The organism is Serratia sp. BIGb0234 (assembly GCF_024809915.1).
Taxonomy (GTDB): domain Bacteria; phylum Pseudomonadota; class Gammaproteobacteria; order Enterobacterales; family Enterobacteriaceae; genus Serratia; species Serratia liquefaciens.
Genome location: NZ_JANUEI010000003.1, coordinates 598,015 through 620,852, shown reverse-complemented (window position 1 = coordinate 620,852; position 22,838 = coordinate 598,015). Strand labels below are relative to the sequence as shown.

The window sequence follows — 22,838 nt, the reverse complement described above, 5'->3', positions numbered from 1 at the left end:
TGAAGCCGCCAGGCACTCAGCGGATGAAAAACCCTTCGGCAAAGGCGTTGCGCAAATAACGGCTGAACTCCGTCACTGCTCGCGATACCTGCGGCGCATAGGGGCGCACTACATAAAGACTGTCGGCAAAAGCACCTATAGGGCGCCAGGCCGGCAGTACCTCAATCAACCGGCCGTCCGCCAATGCCTGCTGCGCACTGAAGTCCGGCAGCAAGGCAATACCCAGCCCTTCTGCCGCCGCATCACGTATCGATTCACTGTTGTTGGTGGCAAAAGGACCGCTGACCGGCACGCGGGTCTTTTCAGCTTGGCCCGGCAGCCCCTGTTTCGCGGCGAAGCTCCACTCCGGCGCTTCGGTACCGCGGGGATAGTAAAGGCACTGGTGCCGTTGCAGCTCCGTCGGTGACGTCGGCATACCGTGCCGTTTCAGGTAGTCCGCCGACGCCACGGCCACCGTTTCGGTTGAGCACAACCGCCAGGCGACGTGGGTGTCGGGCAAGCTGTCGCTGTGGCGGATCGCCAAATCAAAACCCTCGGTGGCCAACGACACCAGCCGATCCGAAACCTCAAGCTGCACCCGCACCTCAGGATTTTCGCGTAGAAAACCGGTAATACGCGGCACCAGTTGCTGGCGGGCAAACGCCACCGGCGCCGTGACCCGCACCGAACCGCGCAGCGGCCCGGCAGAATCGCAAATGCCGGAAAAGCTCTGTTTGATTTGTGCGAAAGGCTGGCGCAGTTCCTCGACCAGCCTCAGCCCGGCATCGGTCAGCCTGACGCTGCGAGTGGTGCGCTGCACCAACGGCACCCCTGCCAGCATTTCAATCTCTTTGATTTTTTGGCTCATGGCCGCTTTGCTGACGTCCAGCCGCTCTGCCGCACGGGTAAAACTCCCCTGCTCAGCCAATACGGTAAGCCAGTGCAAATGGGTCCACAGGGTTTCTATTTTTGGATTTTTCATCGTCGACTGTTCATTTATATAAACAATGAGTTCAAGTATAGCGCTTCTTCCCGCGCCAGCGTTTGGCTAAGATGGATCCTCAAAGGCGATGTCAAAACGCTGCCCTGCGCGCATCAATAACTATTAACCCACTGACAGGATTATTAAAATGCCATTACTCATCTTTGACGTCATCGAAGGTCGCAGCGACGCCCAACTGCAAACGCTGCTCGACGCCGCCCACCGAGCCGTCCTCAGCGCCTTTGAGGTTCCCGTGCAGGACCGCTACCAGATTGTTCATGAAAACAAGGCTAAGCATATGGTGATTGAAGATACCGGCCTTAACCTGACGCGCACCCGCAATCTGGTGGTGGTTCGAGTGATTACCAGCCCGCGCCCCGAAGAACAAAAACAGCAGTTTTATGCCGAGCTTAGCCGTGAGCTGAAAGAAAGTTGTGGGATTGAAGGCAGTGATTTGATGGTGTCCATCACCACCAACAGCAAGGGAGACTGGAGCTTCGGCAACGGCGTGGCACAATACCTGACCGGTGATCTTTAGCGCGCCGTCCCCCAGACTGAGCATCGACTGGGGGACGCACTTTCAGGGCTGCTGTTCTTCGCTATATTGGTTTTGCCACATTGCAGCATAGCGGCCGTTGGCAGCCAGCAAGGCGTCATGCCGCCCACGCTCAACAATCTCACCGGCCTCCAGCACGATGATTTCGTCGGCATCCACCACCGTCGACAGCCGGTGCGCAATCACCAACGTGGTATGGTCGCGGCTCACTTCACGCAGATGCGCCTGGATTTCGCGTTCGGTCTGGGTATCCAGCGCACTGGTCGCCTCGTCGAACACCAGGATCGCCGGATTTTTCAGGATGGTGCGCGCAATCGCCACCCGCTGCTTTTCCCCACCCGACAGCTTGAGCCCGCGTTCGCCCACCCGAGTTTCATACCCGTCAGGCAGGCTGACGATAAACTCGTGAATATGCGCCAACCTAGCCGCGCGCTCGATCTCTTCCTGACTCGAACCGGTTTTACCGTAACCAATGTTGTAGCCCAACGTATCGTTGAACAACACGGTGTCCTGCGGCACGATGCCGATTGCCGCACGTAGGCTAGCCTGCTTCAGGCTGCGGATATCCTGGCCGTCAATCAAGACAGCGCCGCCGCTGACGTCATAAAAACGAAACAACAATCGGGATAGCGTGGATTTGCCGGCCCCCGAAGCACCGACGATCGCCACCGTGTTGCCGGCCGGGATGGTGAAACTGACGTTTTTCAGGATCGGCCGACGCTCATCATAGCCAAAGCTGACCGAGTCAAAACGCACCTCCCCTGCGCGCAATTGCAGCGCCGTCGCATCCGGCCTGTCGACAATTTCCTGCTCTTCCTGCAGCAGATCGAACATGTTCTCCATGTCGATCAGCGCCTGTCTGACTTCAGCATAAATGAACCCGAAGAAATTCAGCGGTTGATAAAGCTGCAGCAGATAGGCATTCACCAATACAAAGTCGCCGACCGTCATCCGCCCCTGCACAATGCCCTGCGCCGCCATCGCCATCATCACGATCAGTCCGATGGAAATAATGGCGGTTTGTCCGAGGTTGATGGCGGTAAAACTGAACTGGTTTTTGATGGCGGCGTATTCATACAGGCGACGTGACATGTTGAACCGATCGGCCTCAAAGTCCTCGTTACCGAAGTATTTAACCGTCTCGTAATTCAGCAGGCTGTCGAGTGATTTGCTGTTGGTATCAGCGTTGGCTCGGTTGAGCTCACGTCTGAAGCGAGTTCGCCAACTGACGGCCATCACGGTGAACAGAATATAGCAGCCAACCGTCACCACAATCGCCAGCGCAAACCAGCCGTTTAACAGATGCCACATGATCACCGAAACCAAGGTGATTTCGAACAGAATGGGGAAAATGGAGAACAGCAGCCGCGAAAGCACCGTCGCCACCGCCTGAGTGCCGCGTTCGATCGACAGCGACAGCCCGCCGGTCTGCCGCTCCAGGTGAAAACGCAGGCTCAACGCGTGCAGTTGTCTGAAGACGCGTAGCCCCAGTAGCCGGGTCGCATTCTGGCTAACGTGCACGAACATCACGTTGCGTAATTCTTCAAATAACGCCCCCCCAACACGCGCCACGCCATAAGCCAGGATCAAGCCGATGGGAATGGCCAGCATTTTGGCGGTTTCACCGCTCAAGGCATCGACCATGGCTTTATAAGCCAGCGGCACCAGCGTGATACTGACCTTGGAGACCACCATAAAAACAAAGGCAATCACCAGGTAATAACGCAGCCGGGGGTTCTCTTTGGGCCACAGGTAGGGCAGCAGAAACTTCAATAAGCGGGAACGGTCCATATCAGGTATCTATTGTCTCGGTCAGCAGTGCGGCATGGTTTTGTATATTCTGGCACGTATGCCACGAAAAACCTTCGGCAATTCTCCGATGCGGCTCTTTTGAACCCTGATCACCTGAATGGCACACCTCGGTGGTGAGGAATGACATGATGTTTACATCCCTGCTGCATACATGCGCGAGCCTAATGCCCAGCCCGAAGTATCGACGCAATGGCCCCCATGGCATTAGGCTGACCATGGAGGCGCACAGCGGTTTATTTCTCCGAGTCTAAGGTTTCGTGATGCGTGATGACGTCTTGCGCCTTGTTATAGCTCTCGATAAGCAATTGATATGACGGGAAGATCAAGGTGTAGATCTCGGCCCAATGTGCCGCATCCTCACGATTCCAGGTTTGTTGAATCTCTGACGCCACAGCCCCGGTATCCATAGGGACAGCGCCGGCCTGAACCACCCGCGCCAGGGTAATTTCCTGAGCCATTTTTGAGTAGGTACCGGACGCATCGACCACGACGAACACCTGATAACCGTCGGCAATTGCGCTAATAGCCGGGAAAGCCATACAGACGCTGGTAATGGTGCCAGCAATAATCAGCTGTTTTTTCCCGGTGGCCTTCACCGCCTGCACGAAGTCGGCATTATCCCAGGCATTAATCTGGCCGGTGCGTGCCACGTATTGCGCATGCGGTGCGTTCGCATGGATTTCCGGGATCAGTGGCCCATTTGGCCCCTGTGGCACCGAAGCCGTGGTAATCACCGGCATGTTGGCCAGCGTGGCAATTTTCGCCAGAGCGGTCGCATGGCGGCGCAGGTCGGGCATCGGCATATCGCCGATGGTTTGAAATAAGCCGCTTTGGTGGTCGATCAGCAGCATTACGGCATCGGCCGGGTTGATTACCGGGCGCTGGTTATTAAAGTTTGCTGGGGCACTCATAGATCCTCACTTGTTCATCCTGAAACGTTTGCGGTCAAAGAGCTGCTTTTCCTGAACTCAGCAGGCTAAAGCGAGTCATTAAATTTAGGCGACTGGAATATGACAGTTCCGATTGTCCAAGGCTTTTCATCGATATAGCATGCACTTATGAATGGAAGCCTCATATTTAACCTAGCAATGAATCAAATCGGCAAACAGGCCAATTATTGGAAATGAGTGTTTCATCAATGGGAAAATGGTCTTTATGATAGATTTCAATGAAATGTTTATGTTTGCCAAGGTTATTGAATGCGGAGGCTTTCTTGCTGCAAGTAAGAAATTTGGTATCCCCAAGTCCACACTGTCCAGAAAAATATCCGCACTTGAACAACGCCTTAATGTCAGACTGATACAACGCTCAACCCGAAATATAATGATCACGGAAATCGGTAAGGAATATTATCAATATTGCGTGCAAATGATCGCTGCGGCAGAAAAAGCAGAAAGCCTGATCAATAACAAAAGTGACCAACCCACCGGTAAAATCAGGATTACCTGCCCCACGATTCTTATGGATCTCGGTCTGTCAAAAACCCTGGCGAAATTTATGCAGGCTTACCCTGAGGTGGTACTTCAGGTAAAAATATTCAATCGTGACGTGGATATTATTGCAGAGGGGTACGACATCTCATTTCAACTGATGGGCAAAGAATCCAAAAACAGCAATCTGATTATGCGGAAAATTGCCTCCATTTCCTCTTCTTTTATGCTGAATCCTGCCGGCAGGATCCACCCCAACCAGGTGCAAAAACCGTCAGATCTGCATCAACTCCCTACCGTTGGCTGGCTATCTTCCCATTTTCAATCCGCATGGACGTTCAACAAAGAAGGCCGGGAAGTCAAGATAAGCAATGAGTCCTGCCTGGTGTGTGACGACATCAGACTACTCAAAGAGGCGATCCTTTGCGGCAGGGCTACGGGTTGTTTGCCGCTAAAGCTGGCAAGTCAGGAAATTCACGATGGCACCCTGACAACCGTGCTGAATGACTGGCAGCTGGAGCCGCGCAAAATTGTCGCTATTTATCCTTCGCGCCAGGGCCTGCTGCCCGCCGTCAGGGCATTGATCGACTTCGTTGTCGAAGATTTCGCACAGGATGGCTGACTTATTCGATTAAAAACAACGATTACGCACAATTATCCTCCCGCACTTGACGACAGGTATTATAATTAAAAAGACAATACGAGATAGGATATCCAAACAGTTTAAGGAGATACGTCATGTTAAATATGGGTCCACGCCATTCGCTGATTATCGATGAACAAAGTTTAAAGAAACAACGTACCCCGCTGTTAATCATCTCTATATTGCTGCTGTTAGGCGGTATTTTTTGCCTTTTCAGCCCCTTCGCCTCTGGCGCCGCGCTGAGTATGGTCATGGGCATTTTCTTGCTGTTGAGCGGATTCGGTCTGATTTTCGGTATGATAGCTAACCGAGTACAAAATACCTGGCCGATGATCGGCGGTATTCTGCTAGGGGTCGCTTACCTTATTATCGGCTACGTGTTTATCACCACCCCGGCGGTAGGCATTTTCGCCATGGCGATCTATCTTGCCGTACTCTTCGCTCTGGGCGGCATCGTACGACTGATTGCTGGCTACAAATTACGTGATGTCAGCGGCAGTTGGCTGCAGTACGTGATTGGTATTTTGGATCTGATCATTGCCTGGATGCTGTTCAGCGCCGATCCTATGACTTCCGTCGTACTGGTCACCACCATTGTCGGCATCGAAATGCTGTTCAGCTCTTTTGGCCTGTTCCAGGTTGCTCGCCAACTGAAGCGCTCGTGATTTCAGGCGGGGCCACTCGGCTCCGCTTTTCTACCGCACAGCCGACAATTACCCCGATACATCGGCGGCCAAGTGCCCTAATATTAGTAAGGTTTCACGCAAAGCAGGTTCAACTACTCCCCCTGACGAAAGATTGAAATGAGATGATAACGCTATGGAATTCAAGGACTATTATACCATTTTAGGGGTCAAACCATCAGATGACATCAAGGCGATAAAAACCGCCTATCGTCGGTTGGCGCGAAAGTATCATCCTGATGTCAGCACAGAAAAAAATGCCGAGGCACAGTTTAAAGAAGTGGCCGAAGCCTACGAGGTGCTGAAAGACGACGAGCGCCGTGCTGAATATGATCAACTGCGTCAACATCGTAATGACCCTAACTTCGGCCGCCAAACCCAGCATGCTCATGCGAATGCAAATAATGCCGAAGACTTTTCCGACATCTTTTCCTCCATGTTCGGCGAACATGCGCGCGGCCAGCGTCAGCGCCAAAGCCGAGCCATGCGCGGGCAAGATATTGAAATGGAAGTGGCCGTCTTCCTGGAAGAAACGCTGGCTGAGCAAGCCCGCACCATCCGCTATAGCCTGCCGGTCTATAACGCCTTTGGCATGGTGGAGCAGGAAATCCCCAAAACCCTTAATGTGAAGATCCCTGCCGGCGTAGGCGACGGCGAACGCATTCGCCTGAAGGGCCAGGGCGGCCCGGGGATAGACGGCGGTGCGAATGGCGATCTCTACCTTATCATCCGCATTGCGCCACACCCCATGTTCGACGTCGTAGGCCACGACCTGGAAATTGTGTTGCCGATTGCCCCTTGGGAAGCTGCGCTCGGTGCCAAGGTGCCAGTCCCTACTCTCAAAGACAGTATTTTGTTGACCATCCCTGCCGGTAGCCAAACCGGACAACGTCTGCGCGTTAAAGGGAAAGGCTTGGTCAGTAAAAAAGAAACCGGCGATTTGTATGCCGTGATCAAGGTTGTGATGCCGCCGAAGCCGGACGAAAAGAGTGCTGCACTGTGGCAACAGCTGGCGGAAACTCAGACGAGCTTTGATCCGCGCAAAGAGTGGAGTAAGCAAAATGGCTAACCTAAAAGTAACCTTCACCATTACCGAGTTTTGTCTGCATACCGGTGTGACAGAAGAAGAGCTAACGGAGATTGTCGGGCTGGGGGTGATAGAGCCGCGCAACCCGGCAACGGAAGAGTGGATCTTTGACGATCGCGCCTTGATCACTTTTCATCGAGCTCAGCAATTGCACCATGAACTTGCGCTGGACTGGCCAGGTATTGCCGTCACCCTGACGTTGCTCGAAGAGATTGAGCAGTTACGTAAAGAGAACAGCCAGTTGCACCAACGGCTGGCGCGATTCGTTACCAGGCCCTGACAGGGCGAAAACAGCCCATTGCATCGCGCCCACCTTCGCTCAGAAAAACAATTTCGTTGCAATAAATCCACTGAGCGACTGGAGGGCGATAAAAATAGGCTTTAACTACTTAAAATAAGCGTTCATGTTTTTTAATAAGTACTGTTAATAAAGACATGTCATTAAAAACAGTATTGACACTCTTTTATAAATCCGTAGATTGGTAATCAACAGCAGCGTAATGATAGCAGCTGTTAATAGTAAAAGTGTTTAGTAAGTTGTTATTAAGTTATTTTGCGATAAAGGCCACGAAGTTTTTTAGTATGGGTCATCGATGCTGAGAAAAGTTACAGTCTTGCTCGATGAAGCTTTAAGGCCACGTTGTAAGTACCGACAATCGCAGGGTGTGTACCAAAACGCGATGATGTAAGGCCATGTTAGAACTGTTTTTTGTTTGCGATCAATGAGTAAGACAGTGAAAACAGATCGCAATAGAAGTGAGGCTATGCATCAAAGAATAGATATCGCGAGGGGAGATGTACGAGTTGAGATGCCATACCTTTGATTATTTTGGTAGGCGGTAATTGTTAACTGGTAAATATAGGGGAGGTTTGAGTTAACCCAATATTATCTGTGATTAACCTGTACATTTAGTGTAGAACTTTAGCAGTAAATAATAGTAAGCTCATTAATGTTAAATCAGAAGTCAATAGTACCTTAAAAGCCCTGGCTGCAACGGTCAGGGCTTTTATCATTTATGGCAACCCTGAGCGTATTAATCAGTAAATCCCTCATCGCAATACCCCTCAGAAAAACCGCAGCAACAATCTCATTTACCGCTCTGCGTAACGGTTCTTTTACGACTCCCCCCACACTTATCGTTAGGATTTTTACCTAAAAATACAGTTTAAATTCAACGTCGTTAAGATTTATCTTAAAATGCAAGCCGGATATTTATGGATCTTGATGTTCAGGGAATGAAATGGGTGACAAGCAGCGTAAGCAGGATTATCGGGTTGAGTATGGCGAAGAATGGAAGCCTGAAAAAACCTCTAAGTGGTTTTGGTTTGTGCTGTTCGCCATTCTGGGTGTTTTGATTGCCGTTTCCTAAAAGTAGCCAGCAAGAAGGTTTCCTGTATAAAGTCGGCGATATGTCTCAGCGGTCGAAACCGCTGAGCGAGTGAGAAAATATTCTATTTAATTATAGAGAAATGATTAACTTAACGGTGCTTCTCGACATTCAGCATATCCCCTAGCTTTTCTGATTTATATTGAGAATAGTTACGCTGAATTTCAGGATATTCCAGCTGGGACAGAATATCATTATAAGCCTGGTAGCAAAGTTGTTCCCGGTTAGTGCTACTGCCATTGAGCAATTCTTCCGGCATCGCCCCTTCCTTGACTATACGATTAAGGAACATTCGAATACCTTCAGAAACGGTCATGCCCATCTCTTTGAAGACCGCTTCTGCGCGTTGCTTTAAGTTGGTGTCAATTCGCGCCTGAACAATGCTATCGCGTGTCATAAAACCCTCCTGGTGACATTTTTCTCATCCTGTCAGGGCATTATTGCGCTGGAGATAGTGGATAAAAATGAGAATTCAGCTCGGCACCGTAACGCTATTGACGGTTATTGTGAGAGTAATGCCCGTAACTCTCGTAAGGTAAAGATGACATAACCGGGAGTGAGCATTTAAATGCTCTATTATTACCTCATCACCGTGCTTAAACTAACGCAGATGGATTAAACAATCATTCAGAGAAAATATCATTAACTCTATTATTTTCAAACCACTATAGATTTTATCAGGGTGCATATCCTCCAACCGTCGATTCTCGAATGCCAGGCAGGCTGCTGCGATCTCTTTCGCACAAATGGTTTGCGCAGAGCCTTTTAATCGATGGACCGTTTTGGCAACCCCAACCCGATCACCCTGCTTTGCCAAGGTTTGGGCCAGGGAAATTTCCTTTATATTTTCTTCATTAGCTTTATAAAGTAACGTTTTAATAAAAGAAATGTCGTTGCCAGCAACCTGAAAAAGCCGGTTGATATCCACATGTGCAGATAACGACAACTTGTCATCATCCATTACACTTTCCCCCGCGTTGGCTTTGTGCATTTTTCGCTCAAATCATTAGTCCAAATTATTTTTTATGCAAAACTCATAAGTTTCCATCATACTATTTAGGTCCAGCTTGGCCATGACTCTTCTTTTATAGGTCCCTACCGTTTTATCACTTATGTTCATCTGCAAACCAATATCGACCAATCGCATGCCTTTTGCCAAATAACGTAATACCTGTAACTCCTTTGCCGAAAGCGAAGCAATTGCATTCTTTTGTTTATCTTCACCGGGCTGCAAAATCTGTTGCCTTGCTTGTTTTAAAGGGAAATAGCCATAGCCGGCGCTAATTGCCGCCACAGCACTATGCAGATCGCATAGGTTATTCGCCTTGCTGATAAAACCATCCGCCCCAGCGCCCACACAGTTTTTAATATAGTAAGGTTCATCTTTCCCCGAAAGCACCAGAATAGCCCCACTGAACTGGCGTTTGCGCAAACGCTGAACCAGTTCAATGCCGCTGATAGAGTGAATGTCGATATCAACGATAACCAGATCCGGCTTGTGTTTTTCAATTAATGATAGCGCCTCAAAACCATCACCCGTTTCACTAATTACCCTGAGGCCTTCTTTTTCCAACAAAACTTTAATGGCAAAACGTGTGACAGGATGGTCGTCAACAACCAAAACACTCTTCATCGGTCACTACCTCATTATTTTCGTCAATTTACTGCTGCCCTGGAAAGCCCACTAAGATGACAGTGGACAATTGAAACCTGGCTCAACGATACGCGATTCAACATGGCATGAATGGCTAAGATTATTTTATATTAAGCCCCAAAAAACCATTAGCAGTAACAATGAATCATACTATACCCTCTCGGTCACCACCATAGAGATAATTCACTTACCCTTTGTTTTTATTAATGTTATGCGGATGTTGCCTGCCGGCTCCGTTCATTATTTTGTTGTTTAACAGATCATATCATTATTGAGAATTTCGCGCCCAGACCGTTGGAGAAAACCTGGACTCCAGACACAAAGCTTGTGTAAGGGAAATATTACACAAAATAACGTCAATGATTACAAAAAAATCAGGATTACCTTACAAAAATTGAAAGTATGTTCCGATGGGTTAAAGGAAAGCTCCACTATAATCTATCTATATCCTATCTCAATGCCTTACACCCATAATGTCTACACCTCCATTTGACAATATCCCTATAGAAACTGCACTTTATTAAGGTTCAACGGCCTCTGCCGTTTAACTATTTCCAGACTTTATGATTATCAATTAGTGCTAATTTACACCTCGTTAGCCTGGAAATTAAAATCCATGCATTCTACATAAAGCCATTGATAATCAATGCGTCGTTTTTAAACAAGGTATAAGCCGATATGTTCTTTATAACGCTTAAAAATAATTTAGTCGGCCTTATATTCTGGTTCGCATTAACCCTGTTTACACTGATCATGCCGGCACTTCACGCCGCAGAATTGACTATGGAAGAAAAAGAGTGGATCAGGTCCCACCCGGAACTGAGGGTCGGCACCTATGAAGGCGGATTACCTCCACTGGAAGATAGGGTTAAAAACCAATTAACCGGTTTTGCCCCTGACGTACTCAACGAAGTCACCAGTCGATTGAAATTAACGCTAAAGGTTAAAGAGTATCAAAATCGTCTCGATATGATGCAGGCACTGAGGCACGGTGAAATCGATGTGGTGATGAACATGTCCCCTACGTTCTCAGGCGCCAAATATCTGCGCTATAGCCAGCCTTACGGCGAGAACGATCTGATTATTGTCAGCGCCCGCGACAATCGGCACATTCTGGATCATTCAGACCTCGCCAAGGCATCGGTCGCCGTAGTCACCGGCTCACCCGAAGCTGAGCTGATCCCGGACGTTTATCCTGCCATCAGGCTGCATGAATTCGCCAACCAGACCGCGGCTCTGCTCAGCGTCGAGCAGGGCGAAACCGATGCATTCATCGGCAATCGCTACACTATCCGCTACCATATTGCCCTTAACAAAAGCGAAGCTTTCAGAACCGTGGGCAATGCCTATTTACCGCTGCAAACGTTAAGATTCGCCTTTCCACGGGAAAACTCGCTACTGGCCAACGCATTCGATGTGGCCATTACCGATATTGGCTGGCGTGAACAACAGGCGTTATTTGAAAAATGGGTCGCTCCTTTCCCTGCCCGGTTGCCAAAAACTGTACGTATCAATCTTTCTCCCGACCAGATTACCTTGCTGAACCAACTGCCACATCTGCAAGTCAGCAACCTGGAATCCTATCCGCCGTTCTCTTTCCGCAATCAGCATGGCGAACCCAGCGGCCTGGTCGAGGACTATTTCGATCTGATACGCCGCCAGCTGCAGCTTAAATCTGAACGTGTCAGGGTTCGTTCGCTGAATGAATTGATGAAAATGATCAAAGAGGGTGAGATCGATCTGGTCCCCGGTTTGCCGCCAACCGCAGAGCGCATGCAGTTTTTAGCGTTCAGCCAACCTTACGCGCGCTTTCCACTGATGATCGCTACGCGTAAAGAAACCAGCAATATCGAAGGTATCGAGAGCCTTGGCAAGGCGCGGGTAGCAATATCCGAGGACGCAGAGCCCATCCCAACGCTACTGCGTAAAAACCCGGAGCTGACGCTGATTCATACCGATACAGCCGAACAAGGTTTGCAGCTGTTAGCCGACCGCCAGGTAGATGCTTACATCGGCAATTTGGTGGTCACCGATCGCATTATTACCGAGCAATATCCCAATATATTAAAGGTCGCGGCTCCGACCGGTTACTATGCCGAACTGGCAGTAGCGGTCACCAAAAAGTACGCTTATGTCATCCCGCTGATCAACCAGGCTCTGGCAAATATCAGCACCGATCGCAAAGAGCAGATCCGCAGCGCCTGGTTCCCGATCACCTTCCATGAAGACCTCGATCTTATGGTTATCATCAGGAAAATTCTGCCCGCCATATTGGCCGTCGGCTTCATCATGGCACTGCTTATCATCGCCTATTGGCGTTTGCGCAAGGAGACCAGCCGCAGGATCCGCGCCCAGATAACCTTAGCCGACCAGCTCAGTTTCCAGCATGCTCTGTTGGAAACCATCCCTTTCCCTGTATTGGGCAAGGACCACCGCGATCGTTATATCGCGGTCAACAGCGCCTTTGAGAAACTGACCGGTCATGCGTCCGCGCATATGTTGGGCAAAACGCCAGAAGAATGCGGCTACATCGATGCCATCGTATCGCTGGAGCGCGAACCGGAAAACCGCGCGGCTTTGTCAGCCGAGGAAGGCATCCACCGTCCACTGCGCTATGCCAATGCCAAAGGAGAAATGCGAGAGGGGTTGTTCTGGCTAAAACCCTTCTTCAGCGTTGACGGGGGGCCTGGCGGCAGCGTTACCGTTTTGGTCGACGTCACGGATATCCGCCGTTCTGAAGAACGAGCTTTGATATCCGAAGCCCTGCTGACCGACGTGACCGAATCGCTGCCGGTTACCGTGTTTCAAGTCTGCCTTTCGGTCAATGGCGATATACATTTTACCTACGTAGCGGGTGCTGCAGAGGCCACCTTTGGCTTATCTGCCGAAACCATGATGGCAGACCATGAAAGCTTCCAGCAGCGGGTAAATGCCGAAGATCGATCCATGCTGCAAGAGAATTTGGTTCGCATGCAAGGTACGCTCGCCCCCTTCCAGAACGAATTCCGCATGCAGGTCAAAAACAATCAATGCTGGATCCGTGTCAATTCAGGCAAGGGCAAACGTGAGAAAAACGGGGATGTGTTATGGGGCGGCTACTTTGAAGATATTACTCAATCCCGCCGCCAGGAACGCATGCTGCTCGAGGCAAAAACCAAGGCGGAGGCCGCTGCCCGAGCAAAAGCGACTTTCCTGGCGACCATGAGCCATGAGATACGCACCCCGGTACACGGCATTCTTGGCTGGCTGGAGCTACTGGAAAGAACCCGACTGGACGATGAACAAAACAGAATGCTGGTTACGGTACAAAGCTCTGCGCAGCATTTGACCCAGGTGATTGACGATATTCTTGATTTCTCTAAGCTGGAAGCGGGCCAGGTCTCGCTGGAAAACCTGGCGATGGATATCCGGGTATTCCTGTCAGAAATGATGCAAACCCTGAACCTGCAAGCGTTGAAAAAGAGTCTGTCACTGCATCTGTATCTGGATAGCAGGGTTGCCCAAAAACTGTTGTTCGACCCAGTCAGGCTACGCCAAATTTTAATGAATTTTCTCAGTAACTCACTGAAATTTACCCATGCGGGTGACATTACGCTGCGGTTGGTTCTGCTCGGCGAGCAGAAGGGTCGGCAGTTTTTGCGTTTCAGTGTTATTGATACCGGGATCGGTATCCCTGCGGATATGCAGCAACAACTGTTCCAGCCTTTTCAGCAGGCAGAGGCTTCCACCACCCGCCGTTTTGGCGGAACCGGCTTGGGGTTGGCTATCTCCAAAGGCCTGGCACAACAGATGAACGGGACGCTCACTATGCACAGTGAGCCGGGCGAAGGGAGCACCCTCAGTTTCGATGTTCATTTCGACGTCTATACACCGTCAGCGGCGCTGCCGGAACTGTCAGGTACCCGAGCGACCCTTTGGTGTGATGACGTCGTTATCAGCCAGAACCTGCGGGAAATGCTATTGGCATTAGGCGTTACCGTCACCTGCCTGTCAGGTCCACAGACGCCGTCGCTTATCATGACCGGCTGCGATTTACTGTTTATAGAGGAAACCACGCTGACAACGCTTGCGATGCCTTCCACCACCAGGGACAACATGATCGTTTTGACTGAAAAATCACAGCCGGACAATTCGATCGATCCGCATATCCTCGACGTCACGCCATTATCGTGGGAGAAGGTTAAAAAAATCTGCGCCACTCTGCTCGTCGAGCAAAAAAAACAGGCCGTCAACGCCAACAAGCCAACGGTAGAAAATGTGCCAGATATCATCCAGAACCGCGAACATGCCCTGGCGAACGGAAGCCTGATATTGGTCGCCGAAGACCACCCTATCAGCCGAGAACTGATCAAACACCAGTTGCAAATGCTGGGTTATTGCTTCGACCTCGTCGAGGATGGCCGACAGGCTTTGCAGGCGATAGAAACTAACCGTTATGGCCTGGCGATTGTCGACTGCCATATGCCCTATATAGACGGTCTGGAATTAAGCCGCCTGGTCCGCCAAAAAGAGGCGGCGACGAAGAGTGCAAGACTGAAAATTGTCGCACTTACGGCAGGCGTACTGGAAGAACAAGAAGATCAGTGCATTGCCGCCGGCATGGACGCTTACCTGACAAAACCCATTGATATTAAAGGACTGAAGGAAATTCTCACTCGATTTATCACGCCAATAATGGTGACCGCAACAGCCCTTGGCGCAACCAACCCAAATCATTTGTTTAATGTCGACATGGCCTCCTTGAATAAGCGTTATGGTTCAGAAGAAAAAGCCAAAGTGGTCATAAGTATGATGCTGGGCAATCTGGAACATGGGCTGCATCAGTTGGCCGCCAGCCGATCTTCCACGCAGCAAGCTCTGATCGTACGCCATTTGGCATTGGATCTGGGGGCGCTTAATTGCCATATCATGGCCACGCAGGCGACAAGATTGGAGACACGGTTAAATCAGGGAAAAATCAATCTCACCGGCGATCTGCAGGATTTTAAACAGGCTATTGCGCAGTTGATCCTGCAGTTGCACATGCTATAACTGCAAAAAATAGCTTGCCGATGCTATTTTGGGAGGAAGTCTCCATCAATACTTAATTGATTGATTGATTGATTGATTGATTGATTGATTGATTGATTGATTGATTGATTGATTGATTGATTGATTGATTGATTGATTGATTGATTGATTGAGATATTTAATTGACAGATATATTGATAACCAAGCAACAATGATAACACGATCATTTGCAGTGTAGATTAATTAATATTTAAAATAACACTAAACGTTATATTCCACCCAACCAATTATTAAATAACTCACTTATTAAAACACCTACCAGATCACTTCAGCAATCAACAAGATAAACTCAACCAGTTAAATAAAAAAACAAACAACAAGAATAACTTAAAAGCTCGACAATCTTGTTTAAGAAAATAATCATAGCACCAGTGATGCAACTGTGATAAATCAGATCATAGAAAATAAGCCAAAAAAAACACAGTTACAAAGAAACCACAAAATTAATTCAAAAAATCGCCCTCATTAATTTTTATACAGGCCAGGTAAAATGGATAATAACCTACATCACTCAACTGTAAAGAAAATAAATTTAAGACTAATTCCATTCATCATGCTGCTGTATTTAATTGCATATATAGATCGTGCAAATATTTCCGTGGCCGCATTACAAATGAATGCCGACTTGGCATTAACTGCAGAAATGTATGGCATTGCGGCCGGCATATTCTTCGTCTCCTACATTCTCTTTGAAATTCCCAGCAATATTATTCTTACTCACGTAGGGGCGAAAATCTGGATCGCCCGCATAATGGTCACCTGGGGCATCATTGCCATGGGAATGAGCCTGGTGCAAACGCCTCTGCAACTCTACATTATGCGCTTTCTGCTTGGGGTGGCGGAGGCCGGTTTTACGCCCGGGATCATCTATTACCTTTCCTGCTGGTATCCTCGTAGCGATCGTGCCCGCGCCATGTCGATGTTTTATATCGGCGCAGCGCTGGCTTCGCTCATTGGTTTACCAATCTCCGGCGCTATTTTACAGATGAATGATGTGCTGAGTATCGCCGGTTGGCGCTGGTTATTCCTGCTGGAAGGTGCCCCGGCAGTGTTGTTGGGCATCGCGGTTTACTTCTACCTGGATAACAAACCGGAAGACGCCAAATGGCTGAAACCCCAGCAGCGCGCCTGGTTGACAGGCATACTCACGCAAGAAGCCAGGCAGACACCTATCCAGCAAGAGCACCATTGGCAGGCCGCGTTCAAAAACCGCAAAGTATGGCTGCTGAGCCTAATGTGGTTATTGCAAGCCTTCGGTACCATCGGCATTGGCCTGTTTCTGCCATTGATTATCAAAGGCGTGGTCAGCGAGCAAAGCAATTTCATCATTACCCTACTTTCCGCCGTCCCCTTTTTGTTCGCCTGCCTGTTTATGTATTTTAATGGTCACTATTCCGACACCCACCGCGCCCGCGCATTGCCCCTGGGGCTACCGCTAATCTTTTCCGGACTGCTGCTACTAATGGCCATATTCAGCACCAACCTGGCGTTAGCCTATGTTCTGCTGGTGTTCACCATTGCGCTGAACTGGGCGATCATCCCTATCTTCTGGGCAGTAACAACGGAAACGGTGTCCGGCGTAGCGGCAGCGGCCTCCATTGCGTTGATCAATGCCGTGGCCAATATCGTTGGGCTGGCGTTACCACCGGTTATTGGCCGAATTAAAGATATGACCAACAGCTATGATGCCGCCTTAATTATGGTAGCTATTGCGTTGGTATTAGGGGGAATTATCGGTTTGCAAGTTGGGCGCCGGAAGCACATCGCCAAACTGCCGGTACATCAGGACATGCCAGAACATTAAGGAGCAAGTATGACAAACGTTATTTTGCAGATGGCACCAGTGCCCATGCAATTGACTCAGCGCCTGCAACAGCATTTCACCTTAGTCAATTACGCCCAACTTACCCCGGAGCAACAGGTTGAACTGTTACCTCAGGTTCGCGTTTTATTAATCAACGGTGAAACATCTTTGAGCGACGCTGCCATGGCATGCTTTCCCAACCTGCAGCTGATTGCCGTTTTTGGCGTAGGGTATGAGCGAGTGGATGCCCACGCGGCCCACAAACGTAACATTCAGATCAGCAATACGCCGGGCGTGCTCACCGACGACGTTGCCGATTTGGCATTTGGGCTGATACTGGCCTGCGCCCGCCAGATTGTCGGCGCACAGCGCTTTATCGAACGCGGTGACTGGGTCGACCAGAGCTTCCGCTGGACACGCAAGGTCAGCGGCAGCCGGCTCGGCATTCTCGGTCTGGGTCGTATTGGCCGGGCTATCGCCCGGCGCGCTTCGGCGTTTAATATGTCAGTGTGTTATCACAGCCGTACTCGGCACGCGGGCTTTGAGGGTGAGTACTGTGCAACGCCGCAAGCACTGGCAGCGAACTGTGATTTCCTGGTGGTGTGCGCCCCTGGCGGAGAAAGCAGCCGCGCCCTGGTCAATGCCGAAGTATTACAGGCTCTGGGCCCCACAGGTATTTTAATCAATATCGCTCGAGGCTCGGTGGTGGATGAAGCGGCTTTGGTGCATGCCATTGAGCATAAGTTGATTGCCGGTGCGGGGCTGGACGTGTTTTGCGATGAGCCGCGAGTCCCAGGCGCGCTGTTGCAACGCGATAACGTGGTGATCACTCCCCATATGGGCAGCGCCACGCAGAGTACCCGCAAAGCAATGTCGGAACTGGTTTACGAAAATATTAGCGCCTACTTTTCCGGCAAGTCTTTGCTGACTCCAACAGATAAGCCTTAATTTCGACGGGAGGCAACACGGGTTCAATTCTAATATGCGAAAGGAATTGTTCCCTGGTCACTCAGCATTAAAACCCTTCCGGATTGTACAACCCGCACTCAATTCAGGTATGCCACTGATAGTACAAGGTTACATAGTTTTACTTAAAACACTTAAATATTACCATAACAAATAATAATTACCTGAGTTAGCACATACAAAATATAAAAAAACACACAACATTGTAATTTTCAATTAACACAATAAAAAACCATCCTTGTAATACAACAAGTTGATTTTCGAGCGCGATTACCAATAAACATGGCATATTAAGTCGAAAACTCTGTTTTATTCCATTAACGCAAAACCATATCCATAATTATCATAATTAACGATATAATCATCCAACAAAAGCATGGATCAGGCTTATCACCCATATCCGCCTTCAATCGCCTTACGCGATTATAGTTCAACGTGAATATGGCGTCTAAATACGATTTAGAGGGAAGGAACCACTTATGCTCAAAGAATCAATAACCGTATTATTATCAGACAAAAATCGATTTTTTATAGATGGCCTCCAGCAAGCACTGGAGATCTACTTCCACTCAAAAAATGTGAATGTGCGATTTACCGAAAATACCTTCGAATACAGGACCGCCGACATCATCTTTCTGGCAGCGAATCCAAGCGAAAGCACCTTGCCTCATTATCTGTATTCGCAAGCGAAGGCTTGTTGTCCATTGGTTTTCTTGATTGAGGAGGAACGAGGTTCAACGCCGGTAGCCAACAGCGCCAGCCGGATGAAATTCACTTATATCTCGCGTAACAAAAGTGTAGAGGCTCTATTTGAAGCTATTGAACGTGTTATTTTCTCTAAAATAATTCAAAATAAAAGAAATCGCTGCAGTTTTAATAACGCCTCCAGACTCGCCAAGTTCTCTACCAGAGAGTACGAAGTCATTCATTATCTTTCCTTGGGCCTACCCAACATTTCGATTTCACGAAAATTGAATCTCAGTGAAAAGACCATCAGCCAACATAAACGTAACGCGATGCGAAAACTGAATTTCAAACGTAATGCTGAACTGCATTTTTGGTTGTTGTGTGGTGGTTTGAAGGACGTTGGGAAACATATTCTGATGTAACCTTCTCACAGGGAGATCCATCATTACTTTCAAGCATCTATTTCTCCAAAGGCAGGCTAAATATGGGGATAAATACATTTTCTCTATTCGATTTACAGCATGCCTTATCGGTGTTTTCGATTGTCCGGTCAACAATAAATTACGGGTAATCGACAACTCAGCGACTGCACAACGGAAGGAAACCGCAAAGTGAGACTAAACCGTGCAACCCTGCTTGGTTTACTCAGCATGCTACTATTGCTGCTGGCGCTACTGCCATCACTTTTGAGAATCATTAACGTTTCCAATATTCCTGCGATTTTGCACTCTACGCAAGATGATAACCTGTCGCCTAATAGCCATCAGATCGGGGATATAAATCAACCGACCAGCGGAAAGCATCAAGGGCAGTTAACCGACAATTCAGCCCTGACGCCGCAAGCCGAGGTCAAAATCAGCCGGGGGGATACCGGAGTCAGATCGGTGTCTAAGCTACGCATAAAATCACTTACGCAAGAGAGCAAAACCCCAAGGATGAATCTGGCAGATTTGCAAAAAAGTGATTCTGGCTTACCGGCCGAAAACACTTTGGCCAAATTCAATTTTCAAATCATCCAGCAGGAAGTGAAAAAATTTATCAGGAAAAGAATACTGTCACGCAAAAAACTAGCGGGTTCGAATTTGGAGTAAATGGAGATGTCTGCAGAAGTGTGCTTGGAGCGGGTGAAGGGAATCGAACCCTCGTATGCAGCTTGGGAAGCTGCCGTTCTACCATTGAACTACACCCGCATCGGTGTGCGGCAGTCATTATAACCGGTTATCCCTGCCGGGCAAGCGGAGATAGCATGTAACTGCTGATGTTTTAAGCAGTTAGCAGCCATGGGCTTCTTATCCTACCCAACGGGCAAAAAAAACCGGCGCAGTTACCTGCACCGGTTGATATTTACTCTGTGAAACGTTATTTCTGCGGGCGCATGGCCGGGAACAGGATCACGTCACGGATAGTGTGACTGTTGGTGAACAGCATAACCATACGGTCGATACCGATACCCAGGCCTGCAGTTGGCGGTAAACCGTGCTCCAGCGCAGTGACGTAGTCTTCGTCGTAGAACATGGCTTCATCATCGCCGGCGTCTTTTGCATTAGCCTGGTCAGCGAAACGCTGCGCCTGGTCTTCTGCGTCATTCAGCTCGGAGAAGCCGTTACCGATTTCACGGCCGCCGATAAAGAACTCGAAGCGGTCGGTGATTTCCGGGTTGTTATCATTACGACGTGCCAGCGGGGACACTTCCGCCGGGTATTCAGTAATGAAGGTCGGTTGAATCAGATGGCTTTCCGCCACTTCTTCGAAGATCTCGGTCACTACGCGACCCAGGCCCCAGCTCTTCTCAACCTTGATGCCAATGGATTCGGCGATAGCCACCGCTTTGCCCATGTCAGCCAGATCGGCCAGATCGGTTTCCGGACGGTATTTTTTGATCGCTTCGGTCATGGTCAGCTTTTCAAACGGCTTACCGAAGTCGAACACTTCATCACCGTACTGTACCTGAGTGTTACCCAGCACTTTCTGGGTCAGGGTACGGAACAGGGATTCGGTCAGTTCGATCAGATCTTTGTAATCCGCGTAAGCCATGTAGAGTTCCATCATGGTGAACTCTGGGTTATGACGCGGAGAAACGCCTTCGTTACGGAAGTTACGGTTGATCTCGAACACACGCTCGAAACCGCCGACTACCAGACGCTTCAGGTACAGCTCTGGCGCGATACGCAGATACATATCGATGTCCAGCGCATTGTGGTGTGTCACAAACGGACGTGCGGAAGCACCGCCAGGGATCACCTGCATCATAGGGGTTTCGACTTCCATGAAGCCGCGTTCCACCATGAAGTTACGCATTGCCGCCATGATCTGAGAGCGCACCTGGAAGGTCTTGCGCGATTCGTCGTTGGCGATCAGATCCAGATAACGCTGACGGTAACGGGTTTCCTGATCCGCCAGACCATGGAACTTGTCCGGCAGCGGGCGCAGGGCCTTGGTCAGCAGACGCAGTTCGGTGCAGTGGATGGACAGCTCGCCGGTCTTGGTCTTGAACAGCTTGCCGCGTGCGCCAACGATATCGCCCAGGTCCCACTTCTTGAATTGTTCGTTGTAAACGCCTTCCGCCAGATCGTCGCGCGCAACGTACAGCTGGATACGACCGCCAACGTCCTGCAGCGTGACAAATGACGCTTTACCCATGATACGGCGTGTCATCATGCGGCCGGCTACTGTGACTTCTACGCCCAGCGCTTCCAGCTCTTCGTTGTCTTTTTCGCCGTACGCTGCATGCAGCTTGTCTGACGTGTTGTCACGACGAAAATCATTCGGGAACGCAATGCCGTTCTCGCGCAGCGCAGCCAGTTTCTCACGGCGTGACTGCAACTCGTTATTGAGATCCAACGCCTGATCGGCGCCTTGTGGTTGTTGCTCAGACATTTCTGTTCCTTATAACCCGGCTTTCAAACTTGCCTCAATGAATTTATCCAGGTCGCCATCTAATACGGCCTGCGTGTTGCGCGTTTCAACGTTAGTGCGCAAATCCTTGATGCGGGAATCATCCAGCACGTATGAACGGATTTGGCTGCCCCAACCGATATCCGACTTGTTGTCTTCCATCATCTGTTTATCAGCATTTTTCTTTTGCATCTCAAACTCATACAGCTTGGCACGCAGCTGTTTGAACGCTTGATCCTTGTTCTTATGCTGAGAACGGTCGTTCTGGCACTGCACTACGATGTTGGTCGGTAAGTGGGTAATACGCACCGCCGACTCAGTTTTGTTTACGTGCTGACCACCCGCACCGGAAGCGCGATATACGTCGATACGCAGATCCGCCGGATTGATTTCAATATCAATGTCGTCTTCCACTTCCGGGTAGATAAACACCGAACTGAAGGAGGTATGACGACGGCCACCGGAGTCGAACGGGCTCTTGCGCACCAGGCGATGTACGCCGGTTTCAGTACGCAACCAGCCAAACGCATAGTCGCCGATAATCTTGATGGTGGCAGATTTCAGCCCCGCGACGTCGCCGTCGGACTCTTCAATCACTTCCGTTTTAAAGCCTTTGGCTTCGGCCCAGCGCAGGTACATGCGCAGCAACATGCTGGCCCAGTCTTGCGCTTCGGTACCGCCGGAGCCTGCCTGGATGTCCAGGTAGCAATCAGCACTGTCGTATTCACCAGAGAACATACGACGAAATTCTAGTTGCTCCAGCTTGGCAGACAGTTGATCAAGCTCAATGACGGCTTCGTTAAAGGTTTCTTCATCGTCGGCTTCCACCGCTAATTCCAGCAGGCCGGTGACATCTTCGCCACCTTGCTCCAGTTGGTCGATGGTTTCAACGATGGCTTCGAGCGCCGCGCGCTCTTTACCCAGCGCCTGTGCGCGCTCGGGTTCGTTCCAGACGTCAGGCTGTTCCAGCTCCGCGTTGACTTCTTCTAGGCGTTCTTTCTTGGCATCATAGTCAAAGATACCCCCTAAGAACGGCAGTCCGCTCGGACAGGTCCTGAATACGGTTTTTTACCGGATTAATTTCAAACATGGTTTTTAGCGTTCTTTTTCGTTAGATGTCGTCGATGGCGAAATGCCATTAGAACCGGTAATTCTATCGGATCCAGGCGTCAGTTTATAGCGAGTTGCTCAGTTTTTGTGGG

Annotated in this window: 19 protein-coding genes and 1 tRNA gene; 11 read left to right on the top strand and 9 right to left on the bottom strand. The window is 49.5% G+C overall.

The features are described 5' to 3' along the window. Window positions 1–16: 16 nt before the first annotated feature. Window positions 17–961, bottom strand: coding sequence for a LysR family transcriptional regulator (locus M2407_RS15690; RefSeq protein ID WP_142814497.1), 945 nt, complete (start codon window positions 959–961; stop codon window positions 17–19). Between the two features lie 148 nt (window positions 962–1,109). Here M2407_RS15690 and M2407_RS15685 point away from each other — a divergent pair, with 148 nt between their 5' ends. Then, a complete protein-coding gene (locus tag M2407_RS15685) occupies window positions 1,110–1,499 on the top strand; it encodes a tautomerase family protein (RefSeq protein WP_142814496.1) in 390 nt (129 codons plus the stop codon). Between the two features lie 42 nt (window positions 1,500–1,541). On the opposite strand, the gene M2407_RS15680 is transcribed toward M2407_RS15685, so the two are convergent. Both M2407_RS15680 and M2407_RS15675 read right to left on the bottom strand, forming a co-directional pair. After that, window positions 1,542–3,308: an ABC transporter ATP-binding protein/permease gene (locus M2407_RS15680; RefSeq protein ID WP_259218562.1), complete on the bottom strand. Its 1,767-nt coding sequence runs from the start codon at window positions 3,306–3,308 to the stop codon at window positions 1,542–1,544. A 254-nt stretch (window positions 3,309–3,562) separates the two neighbouring features. Then, window positions 3,563–4,240 (bottom strand): hydrolase, encoded by a 678-nt coding sequence (locus tag M2407_RS15675; protein WP_217331836.1) that lies wholly within the window; start codon window positions 4,238–4,240, stop codon window positions 3,563–3,565. 244 nt (window positions 4,241–4,484) lie between these two features. Here M2407_RS15675 and M2407_RS15670 point away from each other — a divergent pair, with 244 nt between their 5' ends. From M2407_RS15670 to M2407_RS15650, 5 genes are all read left to right on the top strand, one after another. After that, complete coding sequence (locus tag M2407_RS15670; protein WP_259218560.1) at window positions 4,485–5,381, top strand: LysR substrate-binding domain-containing protein; 897 nt, start codon at window positions 4,485–4,487, stop codon at window positions 5,379–5,381. A gap of 116 nt (window positions 5,382–5,497) precedes the next feature. Next, window positions 5,498–6,067 carry an HdeD family acid-resistance protein gene (locus tag M2407_RS15665; RefSeq protein ID WP_128865153.1) on the top strand — a complete coding sequence of 190 codons (570 nt, stop codon included), beginning with the start codon at window positions 5,498–5,500 and terminating at the stop codon, window positions 6,065–6,067. A 154-nt stretch (window positions 6,068–6,221) separates the two neighbouring features. Then, window positions 6,222–7,154 carry a curved DNA-binding protein gene (gene cbpA, locus M2407_RS15660; RefSeq protein WP_020828438.1) on the top strand — a complete coding sequence of 311 codons (933 nt, stop codon included), beginning with the start codon at window positions 6,222–6,224 and terminating at the stop codon, window positions 7,152–7,154. Further along, complete coding sequence (gene cbpM, locus M2407_RS15655) at window positions 7,147–7,452, top strand: chaperone modulator CbpM (protein WP_020828439.1); 306 nt, start codon at window positions 7,147–7,149, stop codon at window positions 7,450–7,452. The genes cbpA and cbpM overlap by 8 nt, the downstream gene beginning before the upstream one ends. 961 nt (window positions 7,453–8,413) lie before the next feature. Beyond that, a complete protein-coding gene (locus M2407_RS15650; RefSeq protein ID WP_255417479.1) occupies window positions 8,414–8,542 on the top strand; it encodes a hypothetical protein in 129 nt (42 codons plus the stop codon). A gap of 109 nt (window positions 8,543–8,651) precedes the next feature. Here the strand turns inward: M2407_RS15650 and M2407_RS15645 are convergent, their stop codons facing one another. From M2407_RS15645 to M2407_RS15635, 3 genes are all read right to left on the bottom strand, one after another. Further along, window positions 8,652–8,957, bottom strand: a complete 306-nt coding sequence (locus M2407_RS15645; protein WP_122080120.1) for a type II toxin-antitoxin system RelB/DinJ family antitoxin — start codon at window positions 8,955–8,957, stop codon at window positions 8,652–8,654. A 204-nt stretch (window positions 8,958–9,161) separates the two neighbouring features. Then, the gene (locus M2407_RS15640) at window positions 9,162–9,521 is read right to left on the bottom strand and encodes an Hpt domain-containing protein (RefSeq protein ID WP_162302911.1); all 360 of its coding nucleotides are present in this window, start codon (window positions 9,519–9,521) and stop codon (window positions 9,162–9,164) included. Between the two features lie 45 nt (window positions 9,522–9,566). Continuing rightward, on the bottom strand, window positions 9,567–10,193 hold the full coding sequence (locus tag M2407_RS15635) for a response regulator (protein ID WP_128865154.1): 627 nt from the start codon (window positions 10,191–10,193) through the stop codon (window positions 9,567–9,569). Between the two features lie 804 nt (window positions 10,194–10,997). Between M2407_RS15635 and M2407_RS15630 the strand changes: the two genes are divergently transcribed. The 5 genes from M2407_RS15630 (at window position 10,998) to M2407_RS15610 (ending at window position 19,832) form a co-directional block, all read left to right on the top strand. Next, on the top strand, window positions 10,998–15,245 hold the full coding sequence (locus M2407_RS15630) for a transporter substrate-binding domain-containing protein (RefSeq protein ID WP_259218559.1): 4,248 nt from the start codon (window positions 10,998–11,000) through the stop codon (window positions 15,243–15,245). A 529-nt stretch (window positions 15,246–15,774) separates the two neighbouring features. After that, window positions 15,775–17,088, top strand: coding sequence for an MFS transporter (locus M2407_RS15625; RefSeq protein WP_201896037.1), 1,314 nt, complete (start codon window positions 15,775–15,777; stop codon window positions 17,086–17,088). A gap of 9 nt (window positions 17,089–17,097) precedes the next feature. Beyond that, window positions 17,098–18,036, top strand: coding sequence for a 2-hydroxyacid dehydrogenase (locus M2407_RS15620; protein WP_259218558.1), 939 nt, complete (start codon window positions 17,098–17,100; stop codon window positions 18,034–18,036). Window positions 18,037–18,533: 497 nt separating this feature from the next. Beyond that, window positions 18,534–19,163 carry a LuxR C-terminal-related transcriptional regulator gene (locus tag M2407_RS15615; RefSeq protein ID WP_122080126.1) on the top strand — a complete coding sequence of 210 codons (630 nt, stop codon included), beginning with the start codon at window positions 18,534–18,536 and terminating at the stop codon, window positions 19,161–19,163. 189 nt (window positions 19,164–19,352) lie between these two features. Then, a complete protein-coding gene (locus M2407_RS15610; protein WP_259218557.1) occupies window positions 19,353–19,832 on the top strand; it encodes a hypothetical protein in 480 nt (159 codons plus the stop codon). 25 nt (window positions 19,833–19,857) lie between these two features. Here M2407_RS15610 and M2407_RS15605 read toward each other — a convergent pair. The 3 genes from M2407_RS15605 to prfB all read right to left on the bottom strand — a co-directional run bounded on the left by M2407_RS15605 (window position 19,858) and on the right by prfB (window position 22,726). After that, window positions 19,858–19,931: transfer RNA gene (locus M2407_RS15605), tRNA-Gly, on the bottom strand. A gap of 169 nt (window positions 19,932–20,100) precedes the next feature. Then, entirely contained in the window at window positions 20,101–21,618 is a 1,518-nt protein-coding gene (gene lysS / locus M2407_RS15600) for a lysine--tRNA ligase (RefSeq protein WP_020828465.1), read from the bottom strand. Window positions 21,619–21,627: 9 nt separating this feature from the next. Beyond that, window positions 21,628–22,726 (bottom strand): peptide chain release factor 2 gene (prfB, locus tag M2407_RS15595; protein WP_104410945.1). Its coding sequence is split into 2 segments (ribosomal slippage): window positions 21,628–22,650 and window positions 22,652–22,726, totalling 1,098 coding nucleotides; the frame shifts between segments, so codons are not numbered across the junction. Between the last annotated feature and the right edge of the window lie 112 nt (window positions 22,727–22,838).

Excerpts from the sequence above, each read along its gene's own strand:
- M2407_RS15685 (WP_142814496.1), top strand. The coding sequence starts at position 1,110 with ATGCCATTACTCATCTTTGACGTCATCGAAGGTCGCAGCGACGCCCAA.
- M2407_RS15665 (WP_128865153.1), top strand. The coding sequence starts at position 5,498 with ATGTTAAATATGGGTCCACGCCATTCGCTGATTATCGATGAACAAAGT.
- M2407_RS15650 (WP_255417479.1), top strand. The coding sequence starts at position 8,414 with ATGGGTGACAAGCAGCGTAAGCAGGATTATCGGGTTGAGTATGGCGAA.
- cbpA (WP_020828438.1), top strand. The coding sequence starts at position 6,222 with ATGGAATTCAAGGACTATTATACCATTTTAGGGGTCAAACCATCAGAT.
- lysS (WP_020828465.1), bottom strand. The coding sequence starts at position 21,618 with ATGTCTGAGCAACAACCACAAGGCGCCGATCAGGCGTTGGATCTCAAT.
- M2407_RS15690 (WP_142814497.1), bottom strand. The coding sequence starts at position 961 with ATGAAAAATCCAAAAATAGAAACCCTGTGGACCCATTTGCACTGGCTT.
- M2407_RS15620 (WP_259218558.1), top strand. The coding sequence starts at position 17,098 with ATGACAAACGTTATTTTGCAGATGGCACCAGTGCCCATGCAATTGACT.
- M2407_RS15680 (WP_259218562.1), bottom strand. The coding sequence starts at position 3,308 with ATGGACCGTTCCCGCTTATTGAAGTTTCTGCTGCCCTACCTGTGGCCC.
- M2407_RS15630 (WP_259218559.1), top strand. The coding sequence starts at position 10,998 with ATGGAAGAAAAAGAGTGGATCAGGTCCCACCCGGAACTGAGGGTCGGC.
- M2407_RS15640 (WP_162302911.1), bottom strand. The coding sequence starts at position 9,521 with ATGGATGATGACAAGTTGTCGTTATCTGCACATGTGGATATCAACCGG.
- M2407_RS15675 (WP_217331836.1), bottom strand. The coding sequence starts at position 4,240 with ATGAGTGCCCCAGCAAACTTTAATAACCAGCGCCCGGTAATCAACCCG.
- M2407_RS15615 (WP_122080126.1), top strand. The coding sequence starts at position 18,534 with ATGCTCAAAGAATCAATAACCGTATTATTATCAGACAAAAATCGATTT.
- M2407_RS15625 (WP_201896037.1), top strand. The coding sequence starts at position 15,775 with ATGGATAATAACCTACATCACTCAACTGTAAAGAAAATAAATTTAAGA.
- M2407_RS15635 (WP_128865154.1), bottom strand. The coding sequence starts at position 10,193 with ATGAAGAGTGTTTTGGTTGTTGACGACCATCCTGTCACACGTTTTGCC.
- M2407_RS15645 (WP_122080120.1), bottom strand. The coding sequence starts at position 8,957 with ATGACACGCGATAGCATTGTTCAGGCGCGAATTGACACCAACTTAAAG.
- M2407_RS15670 (WP_259218560.1), top strand. The coding sequence starts at position 4,485 with ATGATAGATTTCAATGAAATGTTTATGTTTGCCAAGGTTATTGAATGC.
- cbpM (WP_020828439.1), top strand. The coding sequence starts at position 7,147 with ATGGCTAACCTAAAAGTAACCTTCACCATTACCGAGTTTTGTCTGCAT.